This window comes from Microbacterium esteraromaticum (assembly GCF_017303215.1).
In the GTDB taxonomy this organism is placed as follows: Bacteria; Actinomycetota; Actinomycetes; order Actinomycetales; family Microbacteriaceae; genus Microbacterium; species Microbacterium esteraromaticum_C.
Map to the genome: position 1 here is coordinate 2,346,384 of NZ_JAEMWU010000001.1, position 21,330 is coordinate 2,367,713.

General features: G+C 67.2%; 19 protein-coding genes. 1 reads left to right on the top strand and 18 read right to left on the bottom strand.

Translation table 11 applies throughout. From position 1 onward, the window contains the following. Positions 1–75: 75 nt before the first annotated feature. Entirely contained in the window at positions 76–3,594 is a 3,519-nt protein-coding gene (gene dnaE / locus JF543_RS10835) for a DNA polymerase III subunit alpha (RefSeq protein ID WP_206824049.1), read from the bottom strand. Positions 3,595–3,652: 58 nt separating this feature from the next. On the opposite strand from dnaE, the gene JF543_RS10840 reads away from it, so the two are divergent. After that, on the top strand, positions 3,653–4,135 hold the full coding sequence (locus JF543_RS10840) for an NUDIX hydrolase (protein ID WP_179410542.1): 483 nt from the start codon (positions 3,653–3,655) through the stop codon (positions 4,133–4,135). 7 nt (positions 4,136–4,142) lie between these two features. Here the strand turns inward: JF543_RS10840 and JF543_RS10845 are convergent, their stop codons facing one another. The 17 genes from JF543_RS10845 to rsmH form a co-directional block, all read right to left on the bottom strand. After that, entirely contained in the window at positions 4,143–5,066 is a 924-nt protein-coding gene (locus tag JF543_RS10845; RefSeq protein ID WP_179410541.1) for an RluA family pseudouridine synthase, read from the bottom strand. Positions 5,067–5,068: 2 nt separating this feature from the next. Next, on the bottom strand, positions 5,069–5,668 hold the full coding sequence (gene lspA / locus JF543_RS10850; protein WP_206824050.1) for a signal peptidase II: 600 nt from the start codon (positions 5,666–5,668) through the stop codon (positions 5,069–5,071). A gap of 7 nt (positions 5,669–5,675) precedes the next feature. Beyond that, entirely contained in the window at positions 5,676–6,236 is a 561-nt protein-coding gene (locus JF543_RS10855; RefSeq protein ID WP_206824051.1) for a DivIVA domain-containing protein, read from the bottom strand. Between the two features lie 145 nt (positions 6,237–6,381). Further along, the gene (locus JF543_RS10860; RefSeq protein ID WP_179410538.1) at positions 6,382–6,681 is read right to left on the bottom strand and encodes a YggT family protein; all 300 of its coding nucleotides are present in this window, start codon (positions 6,679–6,681) and stop codon (positions 6,382–6,384) included. A gap of 3 nt (positions 6,682–6,684) precedes the next feature. Further along, positions 6,685–7,158 carry a cell division protein SepF gene (locus tag JF543_RS10865; protein WP_179410537.1) on the bottom strand — a complete coding sequence of 158 codons (474 nt, stop codon included), beginning with the start codon at positions 7,156–7,158 and terminating at the stop codon, positions 6,685–6,687. A gap of 44 nt (positions 7,159–7,202) precedes the next feature. Further along, the gene (locus JF543_RS10870; protein WP_206824062.1) at positions 7,203–7,880 is read right to left on the bottom strand and encodes a YggS family pyridoxal phosphate-dependent enzyme; all 678 of its coding nucleotides are present in this window, start codon (positions 7,878–7,880) and stop codon (positions 7,203–7,205) included. Next, positions 7,877–9,022, bottom strand: a complete 1,146-nt coding sequence (gene ftsZ / locus JF543_RS10875) for a cell division protein FtsZ (RefSeq protein WP_206824070.1) — start codon at positions 9,020–9,022, stop codon at positions 7,877–7,879. The genes JF543_RS10870 and ftsZ overlap by 4 nt, the downstream gene beginning before the upstream one ends. 157 nt (positions 9,023–9,179) lie before the next feature. Next, complete coding sequence (locus JF543_RS10880; protein WP_206549592.1) at positions 9,180–10,193, bottom strand: FtsQ-type POTRA domain-containing protein; 1,014 nt, start codon at positions 10,191–10,193, stop codon at positions 9,180–9,182. A gap of 1 nt (position 10,194) precedes the next feature. Next, complete coding sequence (gene murC / locus JF543_RS10885; protein WP_179410533.1) at positions 10,195–11,595, bottom strand: UDP-N-acetylmuramate--L-alanine ligase; 1,401 nt, start codon at positions 11,593–11,595, stop codon at positions 10,195–10,197. A 12-nt stretch (positions 11,596–11,607) separates the two neighbouring features. Beyond that, positions 11,608–12,681 (bottom strand): UDP-N-acetylglucosamine--N-acetylmuramyl-(pentapeptide) pyrophosphoryl-undecaprenol N-acetylglucosamine transferase, encoded by a 1,074-nt coding sequence (locus JF543_RS10890; RefSeq protein ID WP_206549590.1) that lies wholly within the window; start codon positions 12,679–12,681, stop codon positions 11,608–11,610. Beyond that, entirely contained in the window at positions 12,678–13,928 is a 1,251-nt protein-coding gene (locus JF543_RS10895; RefSeq protein WP_179410531.1) for a peptidoglycan glycosyltransferase FtsW, read from the bottom strand. The genes JF543_RS10890 and JF543_RS10895 overlap by 4 nt, the downstream gene beginning before the upstream one ends. After that, positions 13,897–15,429, bottom strand: a complete 1,533-nt coding sequence (gene murD, locus JF543_RS10900) for a UDP-N-acetylmuramoyl-L-alanine--D-glutamate ligase (RefSeq protein WP_206824072.1) — start codon at positions 15,427–15,429, stop codon at positions 13,897–13,899. Before murD ends, JF543_RS10895 begins: the two co-directional genes overlap by 32 nt. Then, entirely contained in the window at positions 15,426–16,526 is a 1,101-nt protein-coding gene (gene mraY / locus JF543_RS10905; protein WP_179410529.1) for a phospho-N-acetylmuramoyl-pentapeptide-transferase, read from the bottom strand. Before mraY ends, murD begins: the two co-directional genes overlap by 4 nt. After that, entirely contained in the window at positions 16,523–17,935 is a 1,413-nt protein-coding gene (locus JF543_RS10910) for a UDP-N-acetylmuramoyl-tripeptide--D-alanyl-D-alanine ligase (protein ID WP_206824075.1), read from the bottom strand. The genes mraY and JF543_RS10910 overlap by 4 nt, the downstream gene beginning before the upstream one ends. A 33-nt stretch (positions 17,936–17,968) precedes the next feature. After that, complete coding sequence (locus tag JF543_RS10915; protein WP_206824078.1) at positions 17,969–19,753, bottom strand: peptidoglycan D,D-transpeptidase FtsI family protein; 1,785 nt, start codon at positions 19,751–19,753, stop codon at positions 17,969–17,971. A 33-nt stretch (positions 19,754–19,786) separates the two neighbouring features. After that, on the bottom strand, positions 19,787–20,356 hold the full coding sequence (locus tag JF543_RS10920; protein ID WP_206820265.1) for a hypothetical protein: 570 nt from the start codon (positions 20,354–20,356) through the stop codon (positions 19,787–19,789). Further along, a complete protein-coding gene (gene rsmH / locus JF543_RS10925; protein ID WP_206820263.1) occupies positions 20,353–21,291 on the bottom strand; it encodes a 16S rRNA (cytosine(1402)-N(4))-methyltransferase RsmH in 939 nt (312 codons plus the stop codon). Before rsmH ends, JF543_RS10920 begins: the two co-directional genes overlap by 4 nt. Positions 21,292–21,330 lie beyond the last annotated feature (39 nt).

Sequence of the window (21,330 nt, forward strand, 5' to 3'; positions counted from 1 at the left end):
GCAGGCGTCGTGGTCGGTTCGCACGCGAGAAACGATCCTATCGACCCCGACTGGCGGTGTGCTGCGCGATGTCGCTCATCCCAGACAGGTCGGGCCGAGCAGCGACTTGAGATCGCCGAACAGGTCGGCCGAGATCTTCACGGGCATCGGCACCTCGAACACCTTTGCGGTACCGCCACGGTGCACGCGCAGCAGCACCTCGGTTTCACCGGCATGGCGCTGCAGCACCATCGCCAGGTCGTTCATCACCCGCTCGGTGGCCCGCTGCTCGGCGACCAGCAAAGCGAGCGGTCCCGCGGCATCGAACGAACCGACATCCGGTGTGAACGTCGACTGCGCGTGCAGGTTGAGCCCGTCGTCGCGACGCGAGACCCGTCCGCGCACGGCGAGAATCGCGTCCTGCTGCAGCGTGTGCTGGAACTCGGTGTAGGTCTTGCCCATGAACATGACCGTCACCTCGCCGTTGAAGTCCTCGACCGTGATCATGCCGTAGGGGTTTCCGCTGGCTTTGGCGACCCGGTGCTGCACGCTGGTGACGAGACCCGCGACGGTGACCTGATCACCGTCCTGCATGTCCTCCGAGTTGAGCAGGTCGTGGATCGAGATCGAGGCGTGCTTGGCCAGCGGCACCTCGAGACCCGCGAGCGGATGATCCGACACATACAGCCCGAGCATCTCGCGCTCGAAGGCGAGTTTGTCCTTCTTGATCCACTCGGGACGCTCCGGCACTTTGGCCGGCGGCGCACCCTCGATGTCGTCGTACAGGCTGTCGAAGTCGAAGCCGATGGCCCCCTGGGCCTCGTTGCGCTTACGGTCGACAGCGGCCTCAACGGCATCCTCGTGGATCTCTACGAGCGCGCGCCGCGTGTCACCCATCGAGTCGAACGCGCCGGCCTTGATCAACGACTCGACAGTGCGCTTGTTCGAGACATGCATCGGCACACGGTTCAGGAAATCGTGGAACGACGTGTACGGCCCCTCCTCGCGCGCGCCGACGATACCGTCGACGACGTTGCTGCCGACGTTGCGCACGGCACCGAGCCCGAAGCGGATGTCCTCCCCGACGGCGGCGAAGAAGTTGATTGATTCCGACACGTCGGGCGGCAGCACGCGGATGCCCATGCGGCGGCACTCGTTGAGGTAGAGCGCCATCTTGTCCTTGGAGTCGCCGACGCTGGTCAGCAGCGCCGCCATGTACTCGGCCGGGTAGTGGGCCTTCAGGTAGGCCGTCCAGTACGACACCACGCCGTACGCGGCGGAGTGTGCTTTGTTGAAGGCGTAGTCCGAGAACGGCAGCAGGATCTCCCACAGCGCGTTGACGGCCTCGTCCGAGTACCCGTTGGCCTGCATGCCGGCGTGGAAGCCCGCGAACTGCTTGTCGAGCTCGGATTTCTTCTTCTTGCCCATCGCGCGGCGCAGAATGTCCGCTTGGCCGAGCGAGAACCCGGCAACGCGCTGGGCGATGGCCATCACCTGCTCCTGGTAGATGATGAGGCCATAGGACTCTTCCAGGATGTCGGCGAGTGATTCGACGAACTCCGGGTGGATGGGGGTGATCGGCTGCTGCCCGTTCTTGCGGAGCGCGTAGTTCGTGTGCGAGTTCGCCCCCATCGGCCCCGGGCGGTACAGCGCGATGAGTGCCGAGATGTCCTCGAAGCTGTCGGGGCGCATCAGGCGCATCAGGGCGCGCATCGGCCCGCCGTCGAGCTGGAAGACGCCGAGTGAGTCGCCCCGGGTGAGCAGTTCGTAGGCGGCACGGTCATCGAGCTCGAGGTGTTCGAGGTCGATCTCTTCGCCGCGGTTCATGCGGATGTTGTCGAGCGCGTCCGAGATGATCGTCAGGTTGCGCAGCCCGAGGAAGTCCATCTTGATCAGGCCGAGCGCCTCACACGACGGGTAGTCGAACTGCGTGACGATCTGACCGTCCTGCTCGCGCTTCATGATCGGGATGATGTCGAGCAGGGGCTCGGACGACATGATCACACCGGCGGCGTGCACGCCCCACTGCCGCTTCAGCCCCTCCAGGCCGATCGCACGGTCGAAGACGGTCTTGGCCTCGGGATCGGTGTCGATCAGGGCGCGGAACTCGCTGGCTTCCTTGTACCGCGGGTGTGCGCTGTCGTACATACCGCTCAGCGGCATGTCCTTGCCCATCACGGGCGGCGGCATCGCCTTGGTCAGACGCTCCCCCATGCTGAACGGGAAGCCCAGCACTCGACCGGCATCCTTGAGAGCCTGCTTCGACTTGATGGTTCCGTAGGTGACGATCTGCGCCACGCGTTCGGAGCCGTACTTCTCGGTGACGTACTCGATGACCTCGCCGCGGCGACGGTCATCGAAGTCGACGTCGAAGTCGGGCATCGAGACGCGGTCGGGGTTGAGGAACCGCTCGAAGATCAGACCATGTTCGATGGGATCGAGGTCGGTGATCTTCATGGCGTAGGCGACCATCGATCCGGCACCGGAGCCACGCCCCGGTCCGACACGGATGCCGTTGTCCTTGGCCCAGTTGATGAAGTCGGCGACGACGAGGAAGTAGCCCGGGAACCCCATCTGCAGGATGATGCCGGTCTCGTACTCGGCACGCTGGCGCACGGCGTCTGAGATGCCGTTCGGGTAGCGGTAATGCAGACCCGCCTCGACCTCCTTGACCAGCCAGCTCTCCTCGGTCTCACCGTCGGGAACGGGGAAGCGCGGCATGTAGTTGGCAGAGGTGTCGAACTCGACGTTGCAGCGTTCGGCGATCAGCAGCGTGTTATCGCACGCCTCAGGGTGGTCGCGGAACAGCTGGCGCATCTCTTGCGCCGTCTTGATGTAGTAGCCGTCGCCGTCGAACTTGAAGCGGTTCGGATCGTCCATCGTCGACCCCGACTGCACGCACAGCAACGCTTCATGGGCATCGGCCTCGTGCTGGTGGGTGTAGTGCGAGTCGTTGGTCGCGACCAGCGGGATTCCGAGGTCCTTCGACAGCCTCAGCAGATCGGTGATCACCCGACGCTCGATCGACAGCCCGTGATCCATGATCTCGGCGAAGTAGTTGTCTTTGCCGTAGATGTCCTGGAACTCGGCGGCGGCGGCGCGTGCCGCATCGTACTGGCCCAGCCGCAGACGGGTCTGGATCTCGCCGGACGGGCACCCCGTGGTGGCGATCAGCCCCTTGCCGTAGGTCTGCAGCAGCTCGCGATCCATGCGCGGCTTGAAGTAGTACCCCTCGATGCTCGAGAGAGAGCTGAGCCGGAAGAGGTTGTGCATCCCGGCCGTGTTCTCCGCCCACATGGTGGTGTGCGTGTACGCGCCGGAGCCCGAGACGTCATCGCTCTTCTGGTCGGGGGAACCCCACGCGACGCGCGACTTGTCGCTGCGGTGCGTGCCCGGGGTGACGTACGCCTCGAGCCCGATGATCGGCTTGACGCCGGCGGACTTGGCCGCGTTGTAGAACTCGAACGCGGCGAAGGTGTTCCCGTGGTCGGTCACCGCGATCGCGGGCATGCCGTAGTCGGCGGCGGCCTGGGTCATCGAGGCGAGCTTCGCGGCACCGTCCAGCATCGAGTACTCGCTGTGGACATGCAGGTGCACGAAGGAATCGGATGCCATGCCTCGAGCCTACCCGCGGCATCCGACCCCGGTGCCGCGTCGCCGTTACTCTGAGAGCATGGCCACTCCGGATTTCGTCCTCGCGTTGCGCGAGCACATCGGCACCGCTCCGCTCGCCCTCGTCGGCACCACCGCGGTGGTGTTCCGCGATGAGAAAGTGCTGCTGGGCAAGCGCGCCGACAACGGCGCGTGGCAGACCATCGCCGGGATCGTCGAGCCCGGCGAGGAGCCGGCGGATGCCGCCGCGAGGGAGTGTCTGGAAGAGGCGGGCATCGTCGTCTCGGTCGACCGACTGGCGCTGGTGCAGCAGGTGCCACGGGTGACCTACGCCAACGGCGATCAGGTCGACTACCTTGACATCGTCTTCCGCTGCTCCTGGGTGTCGGGGGATCCGCATCCCGCCGACGGGGAGTTGACCGAGGTCGGGTTCTACGACCTCGCCGCGATGGGCGACGTCGATGACGCGCATGTGCGCAAGATCGCCCTGGCGATGGCCGAAGACGACCCGGCGCACTTCCGCGGCGGTCGCGCGCCGCGCTGACGCCAGGTCAGCGCCCCGGATCGAGCACGCGCAGGGCGTGCTGGAAGTCTTCCGGGTAGGGAGATTCGAACTGCACCCACTCCCCGGTCGCCGGGTGGGTGAACGCCAGCTGATGCGCGTGCAGCCACTGCCTCGTGAGCCCCAGGCGCGCCGACAGCGTCGGGTCCGCCCCGTAGAGCGGGTCGCCAACGCAGGGGTGTCGGTGCGCTGCCATGTGGACGCGGATCTGGTGGGTACGCCCGGTCTCCAGATGGATCTCGAGCAGCGACGCGCCGGGAAAGGCCTCAAGTGTCTCGTAGTGGGTCACCGATGGTTTGCCATCCGGCACGACGGCGAACTTCCACTGGTGGTTCGGGTGCCGGCCGATCGGTGCGTCGATGGTGCCGCTCAGCGGGTCGGGATGCCCCTGGACGACGGCATGGTAGATCTTCTCGACCGTGCGTTCCTTGAACGCGCGCTTGAGCGCCGTGTACGCCGACTCCGTCTTCGCGACGACCATCAGACCGCTGGTGCCGACGTCCAGCCGGTGGACGACGCCCTGCCGTTCGGGCGCGCCGGTCGTCGCGATCCGGAATCCGGCGGCTGCCAGGGCACCGACGACCGTGGGACCTTCCCAGCCCAGCGAGGGGTGTGCTGCGACGCCGGTGGGCTTATCGACCACGACGATGTCGTCGTCATCGTGCACGATGCCGAGCTCTGGCACCGCGATCGGCACGATCCGCGGTTCCTCTTTGGGACTCCAGCTGACATCGAGCCATCCGCCGGCACGCAACCGGTCGGACTTGCCCAACGGCGCGCCGTCGAGTGTGACGCCGCCGGCCTCGGCGACCTCCGCGGCGAACGTGCGCGAGAAGCCGAGCATCTTCGCGAGGGCCGCGTCGACGCGCGCGCCGTCGAGCCCGTCGGGAACGGGAAGGCTCCGGGACTGCATGATCAGCTCTCGGGGGTGGCGGGCTTGGCCGCGCCGTCGGATGCCGGGACTTCGGCGCCCTCATCAGCTTCAGCAGCGGCACGTTCGTGGTCGCGGTCGCGCGTGCCGTCGAAACGCAGGCCGATCAGCACCAGCAGAGCGACCGAGATCATGCCTGACACGATGAAGATGTCGGCGACGTTGAAGATCGCGGGCATCATCCAGGGCAGCGAGAGCATGTCGACGACCTCGCCGACAGGGAAGCCGGGGGCGCGGAACAGCCGATCGGTGAGATTCCCGAGCACGCCGCCGAGCAGGCAGCCGAGAACGACGGCCCACAGCCTGGATTGGAGCCCGAATGCTTTCCAGATGACGACGCCCGCGACGACGGCAAGGGCGATCGTGAAGATCCAGGTGTGCTCCTTGCCCAGCGAGAACGCTGCGCCCGGGTTGCGCACATAGAGCAGTTCGAAGAACTCACCGAGTACGGGGATGCGCTCCCCCTCGGACATGTTCTGCACGGTGAGCTGCTTCACGAACTGATCGGCGGCCAGTACGACGATCGCGAGAACCGCGACGATCGCACCGGCCGCCGACCTGCGAAGGGGACGACGTCCTGTCAAGAGTGACCTACAGGCCGATGGCCGAGACAGGCGTCGAGTCGGTGCTCGACTTCTGGTCGAGGTCGCGCAGCTGGCCCTCGATCATCGCGCGGAGCTTGCCGCGGTAGTCGCGCTCGAACTCGCGCAGTTCGGTGATGCGCGCCTCGAGGGTGTTGCGCTCGCGCTCCAGGCGTGCGGACTCCTCGCGCTGCTTCGCCTGCGCTTCGGTGCGGATGCGGGTGACCTCAGCCTCAGCCTCAGAGATGAGCTGCTGACGCTTGGCCTCACCCTCGGCGATGTGCTCGTCGTGCAGGCGCTGCGCCAGCTCGATGATGCCGGCCGAGGTGCCGGTCGCCGACGCGGCGTCGACGGGCGCCGGAGCGGCGGGTGCGGCCGGGGCCGGAGCGGCGGCTGCGCCGGACTCGAACGCCGCGAGCTTGGCCTTCAGGTCGTTGTTCTCTTCGAGAGTCTTACGCCATTCGACGACGATCTCGTCAAGGTAGTCGTCGACCTCTTCCGGGTCGAAGCCGTCCTTGAAGCGGACGTGCTGGAACTCCTTGTGGACGACGTCATCCGGGGTCAGTGCCATGGGTGGCTCCTCTTTCGATGAGTTCGGCTGCCAGTCGGTGAGAGCCGGCGCAACGGTTCAGTGTGCGCGCGCCCGGAGGTTCGCGCCTGGGAGCCAAGCATAGCCGCCCTGTCTGTGCGGCGCGACGATGCCACTCCGCGTGTGGTCAGGTGAGCGCCCGCACGATCGACATCAGGATGAGCACGCTGATCATCGTCAGCATGAATCCGAAGTCGAGCGCGATCGTGCCGAGCCGCAACGGCGGAACGAGTCTGCGGAAGAAGCGAATGGGTGGATCGGTGACGGTGTACACCAGCTCGGCGGCGACCAGGCCCGCCCCCTTCGGGCGCCATTCCCTGTTGAAGAGCGGGATGTAGTCCAGCACCAGCCGGGCGATGAGCACGAGGATGTACAGCGTCAGCACCAGGTCGACGATGCCGCCGACGATGCTGAGAACGGTCGCCACGGATCAGGAGTCGAACGAGGCGGAGTCCGCCTGTGCGATCCCACCCTGCCCCGACACCGAGATGTTCTCGGGCGACAGCAGGAATACCTTGCTCGTGACGCGTTCGATGCGTCCGTACAGCCCGATCGACAGACCACTGGCGAAGTCGATCAGGCGGCGCGCGTCGGCATCGCTCATCTGCGAGAGGTTGATGATGACCGGCACGCCGTCACGGAAGTTCTCGGCGATGAGCTGTGCATCGCGGTACTGCTTGGGGTGCACGGTGAGGATCTCGTTGACCGCACCGCCGGCAGGCTGGCGCACCGCGGTCGGACGCCGCAGCGGAGTGACCGGGGCCGGCGCCTGCTCCTCGTGGTCGCGCTCGCGCTCACGTTCGCGCGTGGCGCGGGCGGGTGCTGGCGCACTCTCCTCTTCGTAGACCCCTTCCTCGTCGGCGAGGCCGAGATACACCATGGTCTTCTTCAGTGGGTTACCCATCGTGTCCTCCGGTTCGAACGATGCGGGCTGGTCTGGCCTTCAGGCTAACCCCGGTCGGGGCGCGGCCCGGTGATTGCGGAACCGATCCGCAGGTGTGTCGCACCCGCGTTGATCGCCTCGACGAAGTCACCGGTCATGCCCGCCGAGATCCAGGTGGCCTCGGGGGCGAGCCGCTGGATGCCGTCTGCGACGTCACGCAGGCGCGCGAACGCCGCTGCGGGATCCTCATCAAGTGGCGCTACGGCCATCACTCCACGCAGTCGCAACGAGTCGAGACCGAGCACGTGCTCGGTGAGGCGCTCGGCGTCGGCGACTGTGGTGCCGCCCCGACCGGCATCGTGCGTCAGGTTGACCTGCACCAGCACGTCGAGCCGTGACTCATCGTCCGCAGCTCGGTGCAGACTGTCCGCGAGGCGGGTGCGATCGACGGAGTGCACGACGTCGGATGCCCGGCGAATTGCAGCTGCCTTGTTCGTCTGGGCCTGACCGATGAAGTGCCAGCGCAGGTCGAGATCGTCGAGTTCCGCGCGTTTCGCCGTGAGCTCCTGCTGACGGTTCTCGCCGACGTCCGCAACACCGAGCGCGTGCAGTTCACGCACCAGTGAGGCGGGGTGGAACTTGGTCACGACGATGCGGGTGATCTCCCCCGGGTCACGTCCTGCGCGGCGCGCGGCGTCGGCGATGCGATCGTCGATCGCCGACAACCGCGCTGCAAGCGTCACTTCAGGAACTCGGGAATGTCGATGTCGTCGTCACTGAACGCCGGCTCCAGGCTCGGCGCCACCGCGGCGGGCCCAGCGGGGGCCGCAGGCTTGGGCGCCTCGGACTCGACTTCCTGCTTCTGCTCGACCTCGACGTCCGGCACGGGAGCGGCCGTCGAGCGCTCGACGATCATCGGCTCCAGACGGGGCGACGGGGCGCCACCATCGAACCCGGCGGCAATCACGGTGACACGCACCTCGTCGCCGAGAGTGTCATCGATGACGGTTCCGAAGATGATGTTCGCTTCGGGGTGCGCCGCTTCCTTGACGAGGTCTGCCGCATCGTGGATCTCGAAGATGCCGAGGTTCGATCCACCCTGGATCGACAGGAGCACACCATGGGCACCTTCGATCGAGGCCTCGAGCAAGGGCGACTCGACGGCAAGCTCTGCTGCCTTGATCGCCCGGTCCGCGCCCCGCGCGGAACCGATGCCCATCAAGGCAGAGCCCGCTCCCTGCATGACGGACTTGACGTCCGCGAAGTCGAGGTTGATGAGTCCGGGGGTGGTGATCAGGTCGGTGATGCCCTGCACACCGGCCAGGAGCACCTGGTCGGCGGTCGCGAACGCCTCGATCATCGAGATGCCGCGGTCGCTGATCTCCAGAAGTCGGTCGTTGGGAACGACGATGAGAGTGTCGACCTCTTCTTTGAGCTTGGCCACACCCTGCTCGGCCTGGCTCTGGCGTCGACGGCCTTCGAAGGAGAACGGCTTGGTGACCACACCGATCGTGAGTGCGCCGATCGACTTGGCGATGCGCGCGACGACAGGTGCGCCGCCGGTGCCCGTGCCTCCGCCCTCACCCGCGGTGACGAAGACCATGTCGGCACCGGTGAGCGCCTGCTCGATCTCTTCGGCGTGATCCTCGGCTGCGCGCCGGCCGACCTCGGGGTCTGCTCCCGCGCCCAGGCCACGGGTGAGTTCGCGTCCGACGTCGAGCTTGATGTCGGCGTCGCTCATCAGCAACGCCTGCGCATCGGTGTTCACGGCGATGAACTCCACACCGCGGAGTCCGAGTTCGATCATCCGGTTGACGGCATTGACGCCGCCACCGCCGACGCCGACGACCTTGATCACGGCGAGGTAGTTCTGGTTCTGGCTCATGGCCGGCCTCCGATATTCGAGCCTGACGTGGGACTAACCTTAAACCTCAACAAGAGGGTTAAACTGTTTCCCGGTATTGCGTTCTCGACTTCGACGGTATGCGCAAGCCACGCACGCGCGCGCAACGACACGGCGTGTCGCCGGGATCGCCGGCGGCTCATCCCGCGACGGGCACCGTAGGCGATGAGACGTCGAACGTACGGGCGTCCGGGGCGGCCTCGATCAGGCTCACCAGCACCTCTGCCTTGCGCACCGAGTCCCCCTCGCCACCCCAGATGACGGTCTTGCCGTCACTCGTGCTGAAGCTGACGTCGTCGCCCGAGGAAGCCCGCACCTCGGTGACGGTTTCGCGCAGATCCGCGGGCAGCGATCGCATCACCAGTCCCGCGCTGCGAAACGCGGCAGATTCGATGCCTCCCGCAACTTCCAGCCGCGGCTGTCCCTTCGGCCGCTTGGGGGTGGTCGCGAGGACGACACCGGCCGCGTCGAGCAGCGAGTACCCGGCATCCGACTTCACGACGCCGATCGGCGTGCGTTCGACGATGCGCACCAGCAGCTCGTGAGGGGGCCGCGCCTCCAGCGCATACGTCTCGATGATGGGGAACTCCGTCAACGCCGACTTCACCTCGGCGCCGTCCACCAGTGCCAGCGGCACACCGAGCTGCCCCTGCAACGCCTGCTGAACCTCGGTCGGATCCACCGCCTCAGCACCGACCACCGTGATCTCGCGCACCGCGAACAACGGACTGTAGGCGGCGACCACGCTGCCGAGCACGAGCGCTGCGACGGCACCGAGCGAAGCCCACCAGACGATACGACGTCGACGGGATCGTTGCGTGAACCGCCGGATCTCAGCACGCAGCGCCTTGCGCCGGGCACGGGCCGCGCGCCACACCTCGGTGCTGCGCACCTCAGCATCCGTCGACTCGCTCTCCTCACGTCCGTCAGCGACGGACTCTTCAGCGGCGGGCCTACTGGCGACAGGCTCGATCACCTCGGTGATCGAGTTCTCATCCGGGGCGTGCGGTGCCTCCGCAACCGCGGAGCCCTCGTTGCGTCCGCGCCGGGCGCGAGCGGGCCGGGTAGCATCCTCACGCGTGTCGGCGCCGTCCTCGGAGCGGTCCCGCCCAGGCTCGTCCGCCGACGCCGGGAGCGGTGCCGGGCGTCGCATATCAGGCCTCGGGGATGCGCCGAAGTGCGTCGAGCACCTGCGGGATGATCTGGTAGACGTTGCCGCAGCCGAGTGTGACGACGTAGTCGCCATCGCGGGCGACCTGCGCCGTGTAGTCGGCGGCGGCCTGCCACTCGGGCACGTAGTGCACGTGCGACGGGTCGGTGAACGCGCCGCTGACCAGCTCACCCGTCACGCCGGGGACCGGGTCTTCACGCGCACCGTACACATCGAGCATCACCGTGTGGTCGGCAAGCTCCTCCAGCACCTCGGCGAACTCGCGGTACATGTGCTGCGTGCGCGAATACGTGTGCGGCTGCTGGATCGCGATCACCCGGCCGGCGCCGGCGACGCCGCGCATGGCCTCGAGCGCCGCGCGAACCTCGGTCGGGTGGTGCGAGTAATCGTCGTAGACGTGCACGCCGCGCGCCTCGCCATGCAGCTCGAGCCGACGGACGGTGCCGGCGAACCCTTCGACAGCGCGCACGGCGTCGGGCAGTGCGTAGCCCAGCGTGATCAGAACGGCAACGACACCGGCGGCGTTGATCGCATTGTGCACACCGGGTACAGCCAGCTGCATGCGCGCCGACGCGTCCGCGTGGCTCAACGTGGCAGAGACACCGCCGGCGGTCTCGATGTCGCTCACGCGCACATCGGCATCCGCGGCCTGACCGAAGGTCACGACATGCGGATGCCCGAGACCGGCGCGCACGCGTTGCGCACCGGGGTCGTCGCTGGAGATGACGACGGCCTCACGGGCCTCGTCGCCGAAGCGGACGAAGGCATCGTAGAACGCGTCCTCCGAGGCGAAGAAGTCGAGGTGGTCGGGGTCGACGTTCGTGATCAACGCGATCGAGGTGTCGTACAGCAGGAACGTGCCATCGGACTCGTCGGCCTCGATCACGAACAGCTCGTCGGTTCCTGAGGCGCTCGACGCGCCCAGCTGCTCGATCACTCCGCCGTTGACAAAGCTCGGGTCCGCATCCAGCGCCTGCAGAGCCGTCACCAACATCCCGGTCGAACTCGTCTTGCCGTGCGCGCCGGCGACCGAGACCAGTCGACTGCCGCCGATCAACCAGAACAGCGCCTGCGACCGGTGGATGACGTGCAGTCCGCGTTCCTTGGCCGTGACGAACTCCGGGTTCTCGGGCCAGATCGCTCCCGTGTGGATGATCGTGTCGGCGTCGCCGAGGTGCGCTGCGTCGTGTCCGACATGCACGGTGGCCCCCGCCGCGGCCAGCGCGCGCAGGTTGTCGCTGTCGGCGCGGTCGGAGCCGGACACGCGGATGCCCGCATCGAGGAACATCCGGGCGAGGCCGCTCATGCCCGAGCCACCGATGCCGATGAAGTGGGCGGAGGTGATCGTCTCGGGGATGGGAAGAGAAAGGTCAGGTCTGATCATGGCGTCCTCAGTCTACTTTTGCGCCAGTGCGCGATCGATGAGCGCGACGAGGTTCTCGGTGCCCGTACGGGTGCCGACGAACTGCGCGGACTCCGCCATGGCGGCGATACGCGTGGCATCCGACAGCAGCGGCACGATGCGTTCGCGCACGGCGTCGCCGTCGAAGCCCGCATCGTCCATCAGCAGGGCCGCCCCAGCGGTGACCGCGGAGGCCGCATTGAGGCGCTGTTCACCGTTGCCGACCGCATAGGGAACGTAGACGGCGGGGATGCCGAGCGCGCTGATCTCGCTGACCGTCGCCGATCCCGAGCGCGACACGATCAGGTCGGCCAACGCGAAGGCGAGATCCATGCGGTCGATGTAACGGCGCTGTGTGTAGCCGGGCACGTCGGGGTCGGCGAGGTCACTGCGCTCCCCCGTGGCGTGCAGCAACTGCCAGCCCGTGTCCAGCACGTCGCGCCAGGCATCGCCGAAGGCCGTGTTCAGACGCAGGGCTCCCAGCGACCCACCGAAGACCAACAGCACCGGGCGTTCGGGGTCGAGCCCGAACTCCGCCGCGGCTTCGGCGCGCAGCGCCTGGCGGTCGAGGTCGACGACCTCGCGACGAAGAGGCATGCCCACGACCTCTCCGCGCTTGAGCGGCGTGCCCTCGAAGGCGACGCCGACCGCGGCGGCCCGACGAGCTCCGAGTACATTGGCCAGGCCCGGCTTGGCGTTGGCCTCATGTACGACGAACGGCACGTTCTCTCGGCGCGCGGCTACGTAGGCCGGAGCCGCGGCGTATCCGCCGAACCCCACCACCACGTCCACGCCGCGTTCGCGGATGTGGTCGCGCACCTGTCGTACCGCACGACGGAAGCGCGAGGGAAAGGCGAGGGCGTCACGGTTCGGACGGCGAGGAAAGGGCACCTTGTCGACGATCAGCAGCTCGTAGCCGCGTTCGGGCACCAGACGCGCTTCCAGTCCTTCTCGCGTGCCGAGCACGAGCACGTCGGCGCTCTCGCGCTCGCGCAGCAGATCGGCGACGGCGAGCAGCGGATTGACATGGCCGGCGGTGCCGCCGCCGGCCAGGAGGTACGTGGTCACTTCGTCTCGCTTCGCTCGCTCGGTACAGACACCCTGGCGACCTTACCCCGTTCGGGTGCGGAAGGATCTGAGGCGGGCATGGTACGGGCGAACGCCAACAGCACACCGCACGCCATCAGCACCGACAGCAACGCCGTGCCCCCCTGCGACATGAACGGCAGGGGCACGCCGAGCACCGGGAAGACACGCAGCACGACACCGATGTTGATCAGGGCCTGCCCGACGATCCACACGACGATGCCGCCGGTGGCCACCCGGATGAACGGGTCATCCGTCTTGCGGATGATGTGGAACGCTCCGACGGCGAAGGTGCCGAAGAGCGCCAACACGATCAGGCTGCCGATCAGGCCGAGTTCCTCGCCCACGATCGCGAAGATGTAGTCGTTGGCGGCGGCGGGCAGCCAGCCGTACTTCTCCTGGGAATTGCCGAGGCCCACGCCGAAGATGCCGCCATTGGCCATGCCCCACACGCCGTGCACCGCCTGATAGCACTCGTCTTTGATATCGCATGCCTCGGGATTGAGCGCCGCAAGGATGCGCGTCATGCGATTCTCGCTGGAGAGCGCGTAGAAGAGCACCACGATGACGCCGAGGACCAGCGGCAGGATGAACAGACGCAGCTTCACGCCCGAGAAGAACAGGCACCCCAGCACGGCGAGCACGAGCACCATCGCGGTACCGAGGTCGCTACCGCCGATGACGGTGCCGATCACCAGGATAGACACGGGCACGACCGGGATGAACACGTGGTGCCAGATACCCAGTCGGGCCTGCTTGCGCAGCAGCACGTAGGCGATCCACAGCACCAGCGCGAGCTTGAGGAACTCCGAGGGCTGCAGCTGGAAGCCTGCGATCTTGATCCAGTTGGTGTTTCCGTAGGACGACACCCGAATTCCGGGCACGAAGACGAGCAGCTGCATCGCCGTGGCCAAGATCAGTGCCGGCCAGGCGATGCGGCCGAAGAACTTCACCGGGAGCCTGCTGATCAGCAGCATCAGCGGCAGGCCGATCAACGCGAAGATGCCCTGTTTGAGTGCGTCGTCGAACGGTGCGGTCGGATTCGCGCTGGTCGCCGAGAGCACCATCACCAGGCCGAACAACGTGAGCAGCACCGCCGTGGAGGCGATCATCACGAACTCGGTCGAGGGCGGGGTGAACAGCCTTCCGAGTGTCACCCGGGCCGCGAGTCCGCGGCGCTCGTCGACGGGCTCGCCGTCAGCGCTGCGCGGGCGATTCCTCTGCGTCATCCGCGCTCCCCCGCTCGATCCATGTGCGCACCGCTTGCGCGAAGCGCACTCCCCGGTCCGCGTATCCCGTGAACTGGTCGAAGGATGCCGCCGCGGGTGCCAGGAGCACAGTGCCCTGCCCCTCGGCGATCTCCGCCGCCAGCTCCACGACGCGATCCATGACCTCTCCAGTGTCACCGGGAACGACCTCGTACACGGGCACGAGTGGCGCGTGTCGTTGGAACGCGGTCAGCACCGGCTCACGGTCGATGCCGATGATCAGCGCGGCGCCGGCGCCGACGCCGACCTCGGCGATCAAGTCCGAAAGGTCGACGCCCTTGAGGTCACCGCCGACGACCCAGATCGCACCAGGGTACGCGCGCAGTGACGAAGCAGCGGCGTGCGGGTTCGTCGCCTTCGAATCGTCGACCCAGCGGATGCCCGCATGCTCGGCGACGAGCTGAATCCGGTGCGCGTCGAGCTCGAAGGTGCGCAGCGCGTCATGAATCGCGGCCGGCTCGACTCCCAGCGAGCGCGCCAGCGCCGATGCCGCGAGGATGTTCATCACGATGTGCGGCGCAGAGAGCCCGACCGAGCGCAGTTCGTCGACGGTGATCAGCTCGAGTGCGCTGTGGCGACGATCGGCGTGGAAGGCGCGGTCGACGAGGATGCCGTCCACGACCCCCAGGTCGCTGGGCCCCGGCGTGCCAAGGTCGAAGCCGATCGCCCGAGCGCCCTCGACGACGTCGGCCTCCTCGACCATGTGCTGGGTGACGAGGTCTGCCTTGTTGTAGACGCAGGCGATGCGGGTGTTGCGATAGACGACGGCCTTCGCGTCACGGTAGGCGTCGGCGCTGCCGTGCCAGACGAGATGGTCGTCGGCGAGGTTCAGGCACGTCGCCGCATAGGGAATCGGCTGGCCCGCGGGCTCGGACTGCCCCAAGTACCACAGCTGATGACTGGACAACTCGACCACCAGCACGTCGAATCCGCCCGGGTCGCGAACGGCATCGAGCACGGGAACGCCGATGTTGCCGCACGGCGCGGCACGCAGACCGCCGGCGCTCAGCAACGTCGCCGTGAGCTGCGTGGTGGTGGTCTTGCCGTTGGTTCCGGTGATCAGCACCCACTCGGCGGGGGTGCCGTCGGCGCGCACGACCTTGTCGCGCACGCGCCACGCGAGTTCGATGTCGCCCCACAGCGCGATACCGGTCTCGCGCGTCCAGCGGACGATCGGATGCGCCGGAGCGAAGCCCGGTGAAGCGATGACGACCTCCGGGTCGAACGCTCGAAGCGCATCGGGGACCTCATCGAGCGGCCCCAGTTCGAGCCGCGCTCCGATCACCGGTACCAGACGTGCGTACTCCTCGGATGCCCCCTCGGAGAGCACGAGCACTTCGGCACCGAGTTCGGTGAGGGTGTCGGCCACCGAAAACCCTGTCATCGACAGGCCCAGCACGGCGACGCGTAGGCCCGACCAGTCGGCATGCCAGCTGGTGAGGCCGTCCAGACGCGCGCTCATACCTGGATCAGCCAATCGACGTAGAACAGGCCGACGGCCGAGACGGCGAGGAGCCCCGCGATGATCCACAGCCGAACGACGATCGTGACCTCGGCCCACCCGCGCATCTCGAGGTGGTGGTGGAACGGACTCATCAGGAACAGGCGCTTGCCGCGGGTGAGCTTGAAGTAGGCGCGCTGCAGGATCACCGAGCCCGACGAGAGCACGAAGATACCGGCGATCACCAGCAGCAGCAGCTCGGTGCGGGTCAGGACTGCCATGGCAGTGATGACACCGCCGATCGCCATCGACCCGACGTCACCCATGAAGACCTTGGCCTTGGGTGCGTTCCACCACAGGAAACCGACGAGTCCGCCGGCGAATGCAGCCGAGACTGTGGCGAGGTTGAGGGGCTCGCGCACCTCGTAGCAGCCGGCCGCCGCCATCGCCTGTCCGACGCAGGACTGCTTGAACTGCCAGAAGGCGATCAAGCTGTAGGCGCCGACGACGAAGACACCCGCACCGGCGGCGAGGCCATCGAGGCCGTCAGTGAGGTTGACGCTGTTCGACGTAGCGACGCCGAGGATGGCGATCCACAGCAGGTAGAGGATCCACCCGAGCACGGCGCCGAACGCGAACAGGTTGAGCCAGGGAATGTCACGGAACAGCGATACGTGGCCGCTGGCCGGGTACTGGCCGAGGGCATTGGGGAAGTTCAGGGCGACCACGCCGAACGGGATCAGCACCAGCAGCTGCCCGACGATCTTTCGCCAGCCCGACAATCCCAGGCTGCGCTGGCTGCGTACCTTCATGTAGTCGTCGACGAATCCGACCACGCCGAAGCCGACCATCAGCCAGAGCACCAGGATCGCCGACAGCGCCGGAGTCGTACCGCCGAAGAAGGTGCCCGCGAAGTATCCGACGATCGTGCCGAGGATGAAGATCACGCCGCCCATGGTGGGCGTACCGCGCTTGGCCTCGTGGCTCGGGTTGGAGATGTCCTCCGGGGTGCGGATCACCTGCCCCCAGCCGATCCGGCGGAAGATCTTCAGGAAGACGGGGGTGAGGAAAAGGGTGAAGGCGAGCGAAATCGCCGTCGCCATGAGCAAGGATCTCACGAGAACAATTCTCCCAGACGATCGCCGAGGTGCCGGAGCCCGACGGAGTTGGATGACTTCACCAGCACGCGGTCACCCGCACGCAGCTCGGTCTTGAGGTATTCGAAGGCAGCATCCTGATCCGGCAGGTGCACCGCCTCGCTGTCCCACGATCCTTCGCCGACGGCGGCGAGATACAGCCGTCGCGCCTCGGGACCGACCACGACGATACGGCGGATGTTCAGTCGAACCGCGAGCAGGCCGATGCGGTCATGCTCATCGCCGGCGGTCTCGCCGAGCTCGCTCATGGCACCGAGCACGGCGACCGTCCGCTCGTCAGGACCGGTGATCTGCGCGAGGGTGCGCAGCGCGGCGGCCATCGAGTCGGGGCTGGCGTTGTAGGCATCGTTGATGATCTGCACGCCCTCGCCACCCATCGGCTGCATGCGCCAACGCTCGGCGATCTCGACCGTCTCGAGGCGCGCGATGGCATCCGCGGTGGAGACACCGAGCACGCGGGCCGCAGCGATCGCCGCCAGGGCGTTACTCACGTGGTGCGCACCGAGCACCTTGAGGCGCAGGGCCGCGCTCTCGCCACCCGCGAGGACGACGCACGAGGTACCCGACGCGGTGACCTCTAGCTGTTCGGCGCGCACGTCGGCGCCGGAGTTCTGCCCGAACCCGACCACTGACATCCCGCGTCCGAGCGCCAGATCGCGCATCGCCCAGACGCGCGGGTCATCGATGTTCAGCACGGCGGTACCGTCGGCACGCGCCGCAGTGACCAGCTCTGACTTCGCCTCGGCCGTCGCCTCGATGCCGCCGAAACCGCCCGCGTGAGCGAGGCCGACCATGAGCACGACCGAGACGTCCGGCGTCACCAGCCCTGCGAGCCGGGCGATGCTGCCGGCGCCTGCTGCGCCGAACTCACTGACGAGGAACCTGGTGCTCTCGGTCACCCGCAGCATGGTCAGCGGAGCGCCGACCTCGTTGTTGTACGAACGCACCGGAGCGATCGTCTCACCCTCGTCGGCGAGGATGCGCGCAAGGAAGTTCTTCGTGGTGGTCTTGCCGTTCGATCCCGTGATGCCGACGACCTTCAGGTCGCCGGCAGCGCGTACGCGCGCCACGACGGCCTGGGCGAACGCCGCCAGCGCGTCGATGACATCCGAGACGACGATCTGGGTGATGCCCGCCTCCACCGGACGCTCGACGATCGCGAGCACGGCACCGGCGGCGGCCGCCGAACCGACGAAGCGGTGTCCATCGGTGTGCTCACCCGGCTTGGCGACGAAGATGGCGCCCGGCGTCATCTCGCGCGAATCGGTGTCGACGTTTCCGTCGACGACCGTGGCCTCGGTATCGGTTCCGAACAGGCGCAGTTCACCGTCGAGGATCTCGGCGATCTCTGCGAGCGACAGGGCGATCATGTGGCATCTCCATGCGCGGCGGCGGGTCGCCGGCTAGTCGAATTTGGGAAGCAGCTCATCCATCGGCTGCGACGAGGGCGCGACCTTGTACGTCTTCAGCACCTGCGTCATCGCCTTCTGGAAGGCGCTGGCGGTGGCCGCCGAAGTCCTAATCTTAGTCGGCTCGTCCAACGTGACCAGAACGACGTACTGCGGATCCTCGATCGGAGCGATCCCCGCCATGTTGGTGAAGTAGATGCCCGGCTTGTATCCGCCCTTGCCGTCGGGCTTCTGTGCGGTACCGGTCTTCATGCCGATCCGGTAGCCGGGCACCTCGACGGCGCTGGCCAGTCCGCCCTGTACGGCGACGTTCTCCAGCATCCGGTTCACTTGGTCGGCGGTCTGCTCCGAGACGATCTGCTCCGGCTCGGGAGAATCTGGCTTGACGACGGTGCCGTCAGCGAGGGTGCACGACTCCACGAGCGAGAGCGGGACCTTGAGCCCGCCGTTGCCGAGCGCCTGATAGGCACCAGCGATCTGCGCCGGTGTGACGGTGAAGGCCTGGCCGAACGTCGTGGTGTACAGCGTCTGGTTATCCCAGGTGTTGGGGTCGTGGATCAGTCCCTGCTGCTCCGCAGGAAAACCGACCCCGGTGGCGTCGCCGACCCCGAACCGCTGCAGGTAGTCGTAGCGGGACTGCGCCGACACCTTCGCGCCGAACTTCGACATCGACACGTTGGACGAGTCGATCAGCGCCCCCGCGAAGGTGTAGTCGTACACCGGGTGGTAGAACGGGTCGTTGACGACCGCCCCGTTGGGGAAGACCTCGCGCGACGGCGCCGTGACGCTGCTGAGCGGCGTGGCAGCTCCCTGGTCGATCACCATGGCCGCGGTGACCGGCTTGAACGTCGATCCCGGTTCGTAGGCATCGGCAAAGATCTGCGACATCCAGTACTTCTGCGAGACCGAGTCGATGTCGTTCGGGTCGACCGTGGGGTACTCGGCCATCGCACGGATCTTGCCCGTCGCCACCTCGACGACCGTGACCGACCCCGCCTGCGCGCCCTGCTTCTTCGCCTCTTCAGCGATCATCTGCTGCAGGTACCAGTTCAGGTCGCTGTCGATCGTAAGCTGCACGGTTCCGCCGTCCACCGCAGGTGTCGTGCGTTCGCTGCCCGGGATTTTGACGCCGCCCTGGCCGCGAAGGTACGTCACTTCGCCGTCGGTCGCCGACAGGCACTGGTCCTGCATGCGCTCGATACCGTACTGCGCCTCTCCTGACCCATTGAGGAAACCGACAGCGCTCCCCGCGACCGCGCCGTTCGGATACACCCGCACCGAGCGAGGCTTCATGTGCAGATACACGAGATCGAGTTCGCGCAGCTCGAGATACTGCTCCGTGTTGAGCCCCTTGGCGAACGGGAGATACTGCGACTCCGGATTCTCCGCGAGGCGCTCCTCAACCGCGGCGCGCAGTTCCGCGCCGTCGTCCCCGGTGACCTGTGCGATTCGTTCGCTGGCCTCTGACCACGGGATCTCTGGCTTCTTCTTCGGATCGTTCTCGACCTGCTCGATGACCAACGGCGACAGTTCGGCGTCGTAGACCAGCACGCTTGATGCCAGCACGGTGCCGTGCTCGTCGACGATGTCTCCCCTGGTGCCCTCGATCGTTCTCGTCGTGCCGAGATTGCCGTCGTTGACGCCCTGGGCGACGTGTTCGTCGGCATGCACGATCTGGATGTCGACCAGACGGAAGATGAACGCCGCCAGCACCATCAGGACGACGGCGAGGGCGACGACGGTGCGGCGCCGCGGACCGCGGGTGGCTCGTGTCGTCATGCGGTTCTCCGTCCGGGCGTGCTTTCAGTGCGGCTATCGGGTCGTGGGCGAGGGCAGTCCGTCGGTGACGGTCGGTGGCAGCGCGGGCCCGGTGTCCGACGCCGAGGCGTCATCGGCCGGTGCTTCGTCCTGCGGCGGCGTCTCGGGCGGCGGCGGCAAAAGAAGCGCGTTGCCCACCGACGTGGAGCCGTTGGGGTTGACCGTCGACGTCCAGTCGGCGACATCTCCGGACCCGAGCACGGTTCCGTCGCTCACTCGCAGGTACGACGCCGAACCAGCGACGACGAGCCCCAGGGTGTCGGCCCTGCTGGCCAAGGACTGCGGCGAGCTCAATCCCACGATGTTCTCGTGCAGCGCCTGCTTCTGCAGGTCGAGATCGTGCTGCTGGCTGGTGAGCTGTGCCAGCACGAAGGCGTCTTGCGTGGTCGCGAACGAGATCCCCACCTGCGCTGCGCCGATGGCGAGGGCCCCCGCGACGGCGAGTGCGGCGTAGGCGACCTTCGGTCGCCGCCGCGGCTCCGGCGCGACCAGCGCGCGCAGGCGCCGCCGCGGCTCTGACCGCGGGGTCTCCTGCGGATGCGCACGTGCGGTCTGCAGGCTCATGTCGGCTCTCGCAGTTTCTCGGCTGCCCGCAGGCGCACCGGGATCGCACGCGGATTGCGCGCGCGCTCGTCGTCATCGGCGAGCTCGGCCCCCTTCGTCAGCACCCGGAAGCGTGGAGCGTGCTCGGGAAGCTCGACCGGAAGCCCTGGTGGTGCGGTCGATGCCGAGGCGGCGGCGAAGGCCTGCTTGACCAGTCGGTCCTCCAGCGACTGATAAGACATCACGGCGATGCGACCGCCGACGGTCAGTGCGTCCATGGCGGACGGAATCGCGTCGGCCAGCACGCTCAGTTCGGAGTTGACCTCGATACGCAGCGCCTGGAACACGCGCTTGGCGGGGTGACCGGCGCGCTGTGCGGCGGCCGGCGTCGCGGCGACCAGCAGGTCGACGAGCTCACCCGATCGGACGATCGGCTGCTTGTCGCGCGCCGCCACGATGAAACGGGCGTAGCGACCGGCCAGCTTCTCTTCGCCGTAGCGCTCGAAGATGCGTCGCAGTTGCCCCTCGCTGTACTCGGCGATGATGCTCGCCGCCGTGCGCCCCTTCGTCTGATCCATCCGCATGTCCAGCGGTGCGTCCTTCGAGTACGCGAAACCGCGGTCCGCCTCGTCGAGCTGGAGCGATGACACGCCCAGGTCGAAGAGGATCGCGTCGGCGCCCTGCGCGTGCAGGCCGATCTCGTCGTACACGGTGTGCACGAGCGTCACGCGGTCCCCGAACGGCGCCAGCCTCTCACCGGCGATGCGCAGCGCGTCAGTATCTCGATCGAGTCCGATCAGGCGGATGTTCGGGAAGCGCTCCAGGAACGCCTCGGAGTGTCCTCCCATGCCGAGGGTGGCGTCGACGAGCACGGCACCGTCATGTCGCAGTGCGGGCTCGAGCAACTCGACGCAGCGGTCCAGCAGTACAGGTGTGTGTATGTCGCGGATACTCATGATCTCTCTCCCGTGACCTCCGGCTCTGATTCCTCTCCG

What these genes read in the sequence shown, in the direction of transcription:
- rsmH (WP_206820263.1), bottom strand. Translation starts at nt 21,291, where the DNA reads ATGAGTATCCGCGACATACACACACCTGTACTGCTGGACCGCTGCGTC.
- murD (WP_206824072.1), bottom strand. Translation starts at nt 15,429, where the DNA reads ATGAGCGCGCGTCTGGACGGCCTCACCAGCTGGCATGCCGACTGGTCG.
- JF543_RS10920 (WP_206820265.1), bottom strand. Translation starts at nt 20,356, where the DNA reads ATGAGCCTGCAGACCGCACGTGCGCATCCGCAGGAGACCCCGCGGTCA.
- JF543_RS10845 (WP_179410541.1), bottom strand. Translation starts at nt 5,066, where the DNA reads ATGCAGTCCCGGAGCCTTCCCGTTCCCGACGGGCTCGACGGCGCGCGC.
- JF543_RS10880 (WP_206549592.1), bottom strand. Translation starts at nt 10,193, where the DNA reads ATGCGACGCCCGGCACCGCTCCCGGCGTCGGCGGACGAGCCTGGGCGG.
- JF543_RS10895 (WP_179410531.1), bottom strand. Translation starts at nt 13,928, where the DNA reads ATGACGCAGAGGAATCGCCCGCGCAGCGCTGACGGCGAGCCCGTCGAC.
- ftsZ (WP_206824070.1), bottom strand. Translation starts at nt 9,022, where the DNA reads ATGAGCCAGAACCAGAACTACCTCGCCGTGATCAAGGTCGTCGGCGTC.
- JF543_RS10910 (WP_206824075.1), bottom strand. Translation starts at nt 17,935, where the DNA reads ATGATCGCCCTGTCGCTCGCAGAGATCGCCGAGATCCTCGACGGTGAA.
- dnaE (WP_206824049.1), bottom strand. Translation starts at nt 3,594, where the DNA reads ATGGCATCCGATTCCTTCGTGCACCTGCATGTCCACAGCGAGTACTCG.
- murC (WP_179410533.1), bottom strand. Translation starts at nt 11,595, where the DNA reads ATGATCAGACCTGACCTTTCTCTTCCCATCCCCGAGACGATCACCTCC.
- JF543_RS10840 (WP_179410542.1), top strand. Translation starts at nt 3,653, where the DNA reads ATGGCCACTCCGGATTTCGTCCTCGCGTTGCGCGAGCACATCGGCACC.
- JF543_RS10855 (WP_206824051.1), bottom strand. Translation starts at nt 6,236, where the DNA reads ATGGCACTGACCCCGGATGACGTCGTCCACAAGGAGTTCCAGCACGTC.
- JF543_RS10865 (WP_179410537.1), bottom strand. Translation starts at nt 7,158, where the DNA reads ATGGGTAACCCACTGAAGAAGACCATGGTGTATCTCGGCCTCGCCGAC.
- JF543_RS10915 (WP_206824078.1), bottom strand. Translation starts at nt 19,753, where the DNA reads ATGACGACACGAGCCACCCGCGGTCCGCGGCGCCGCACCGTCGTCGCC.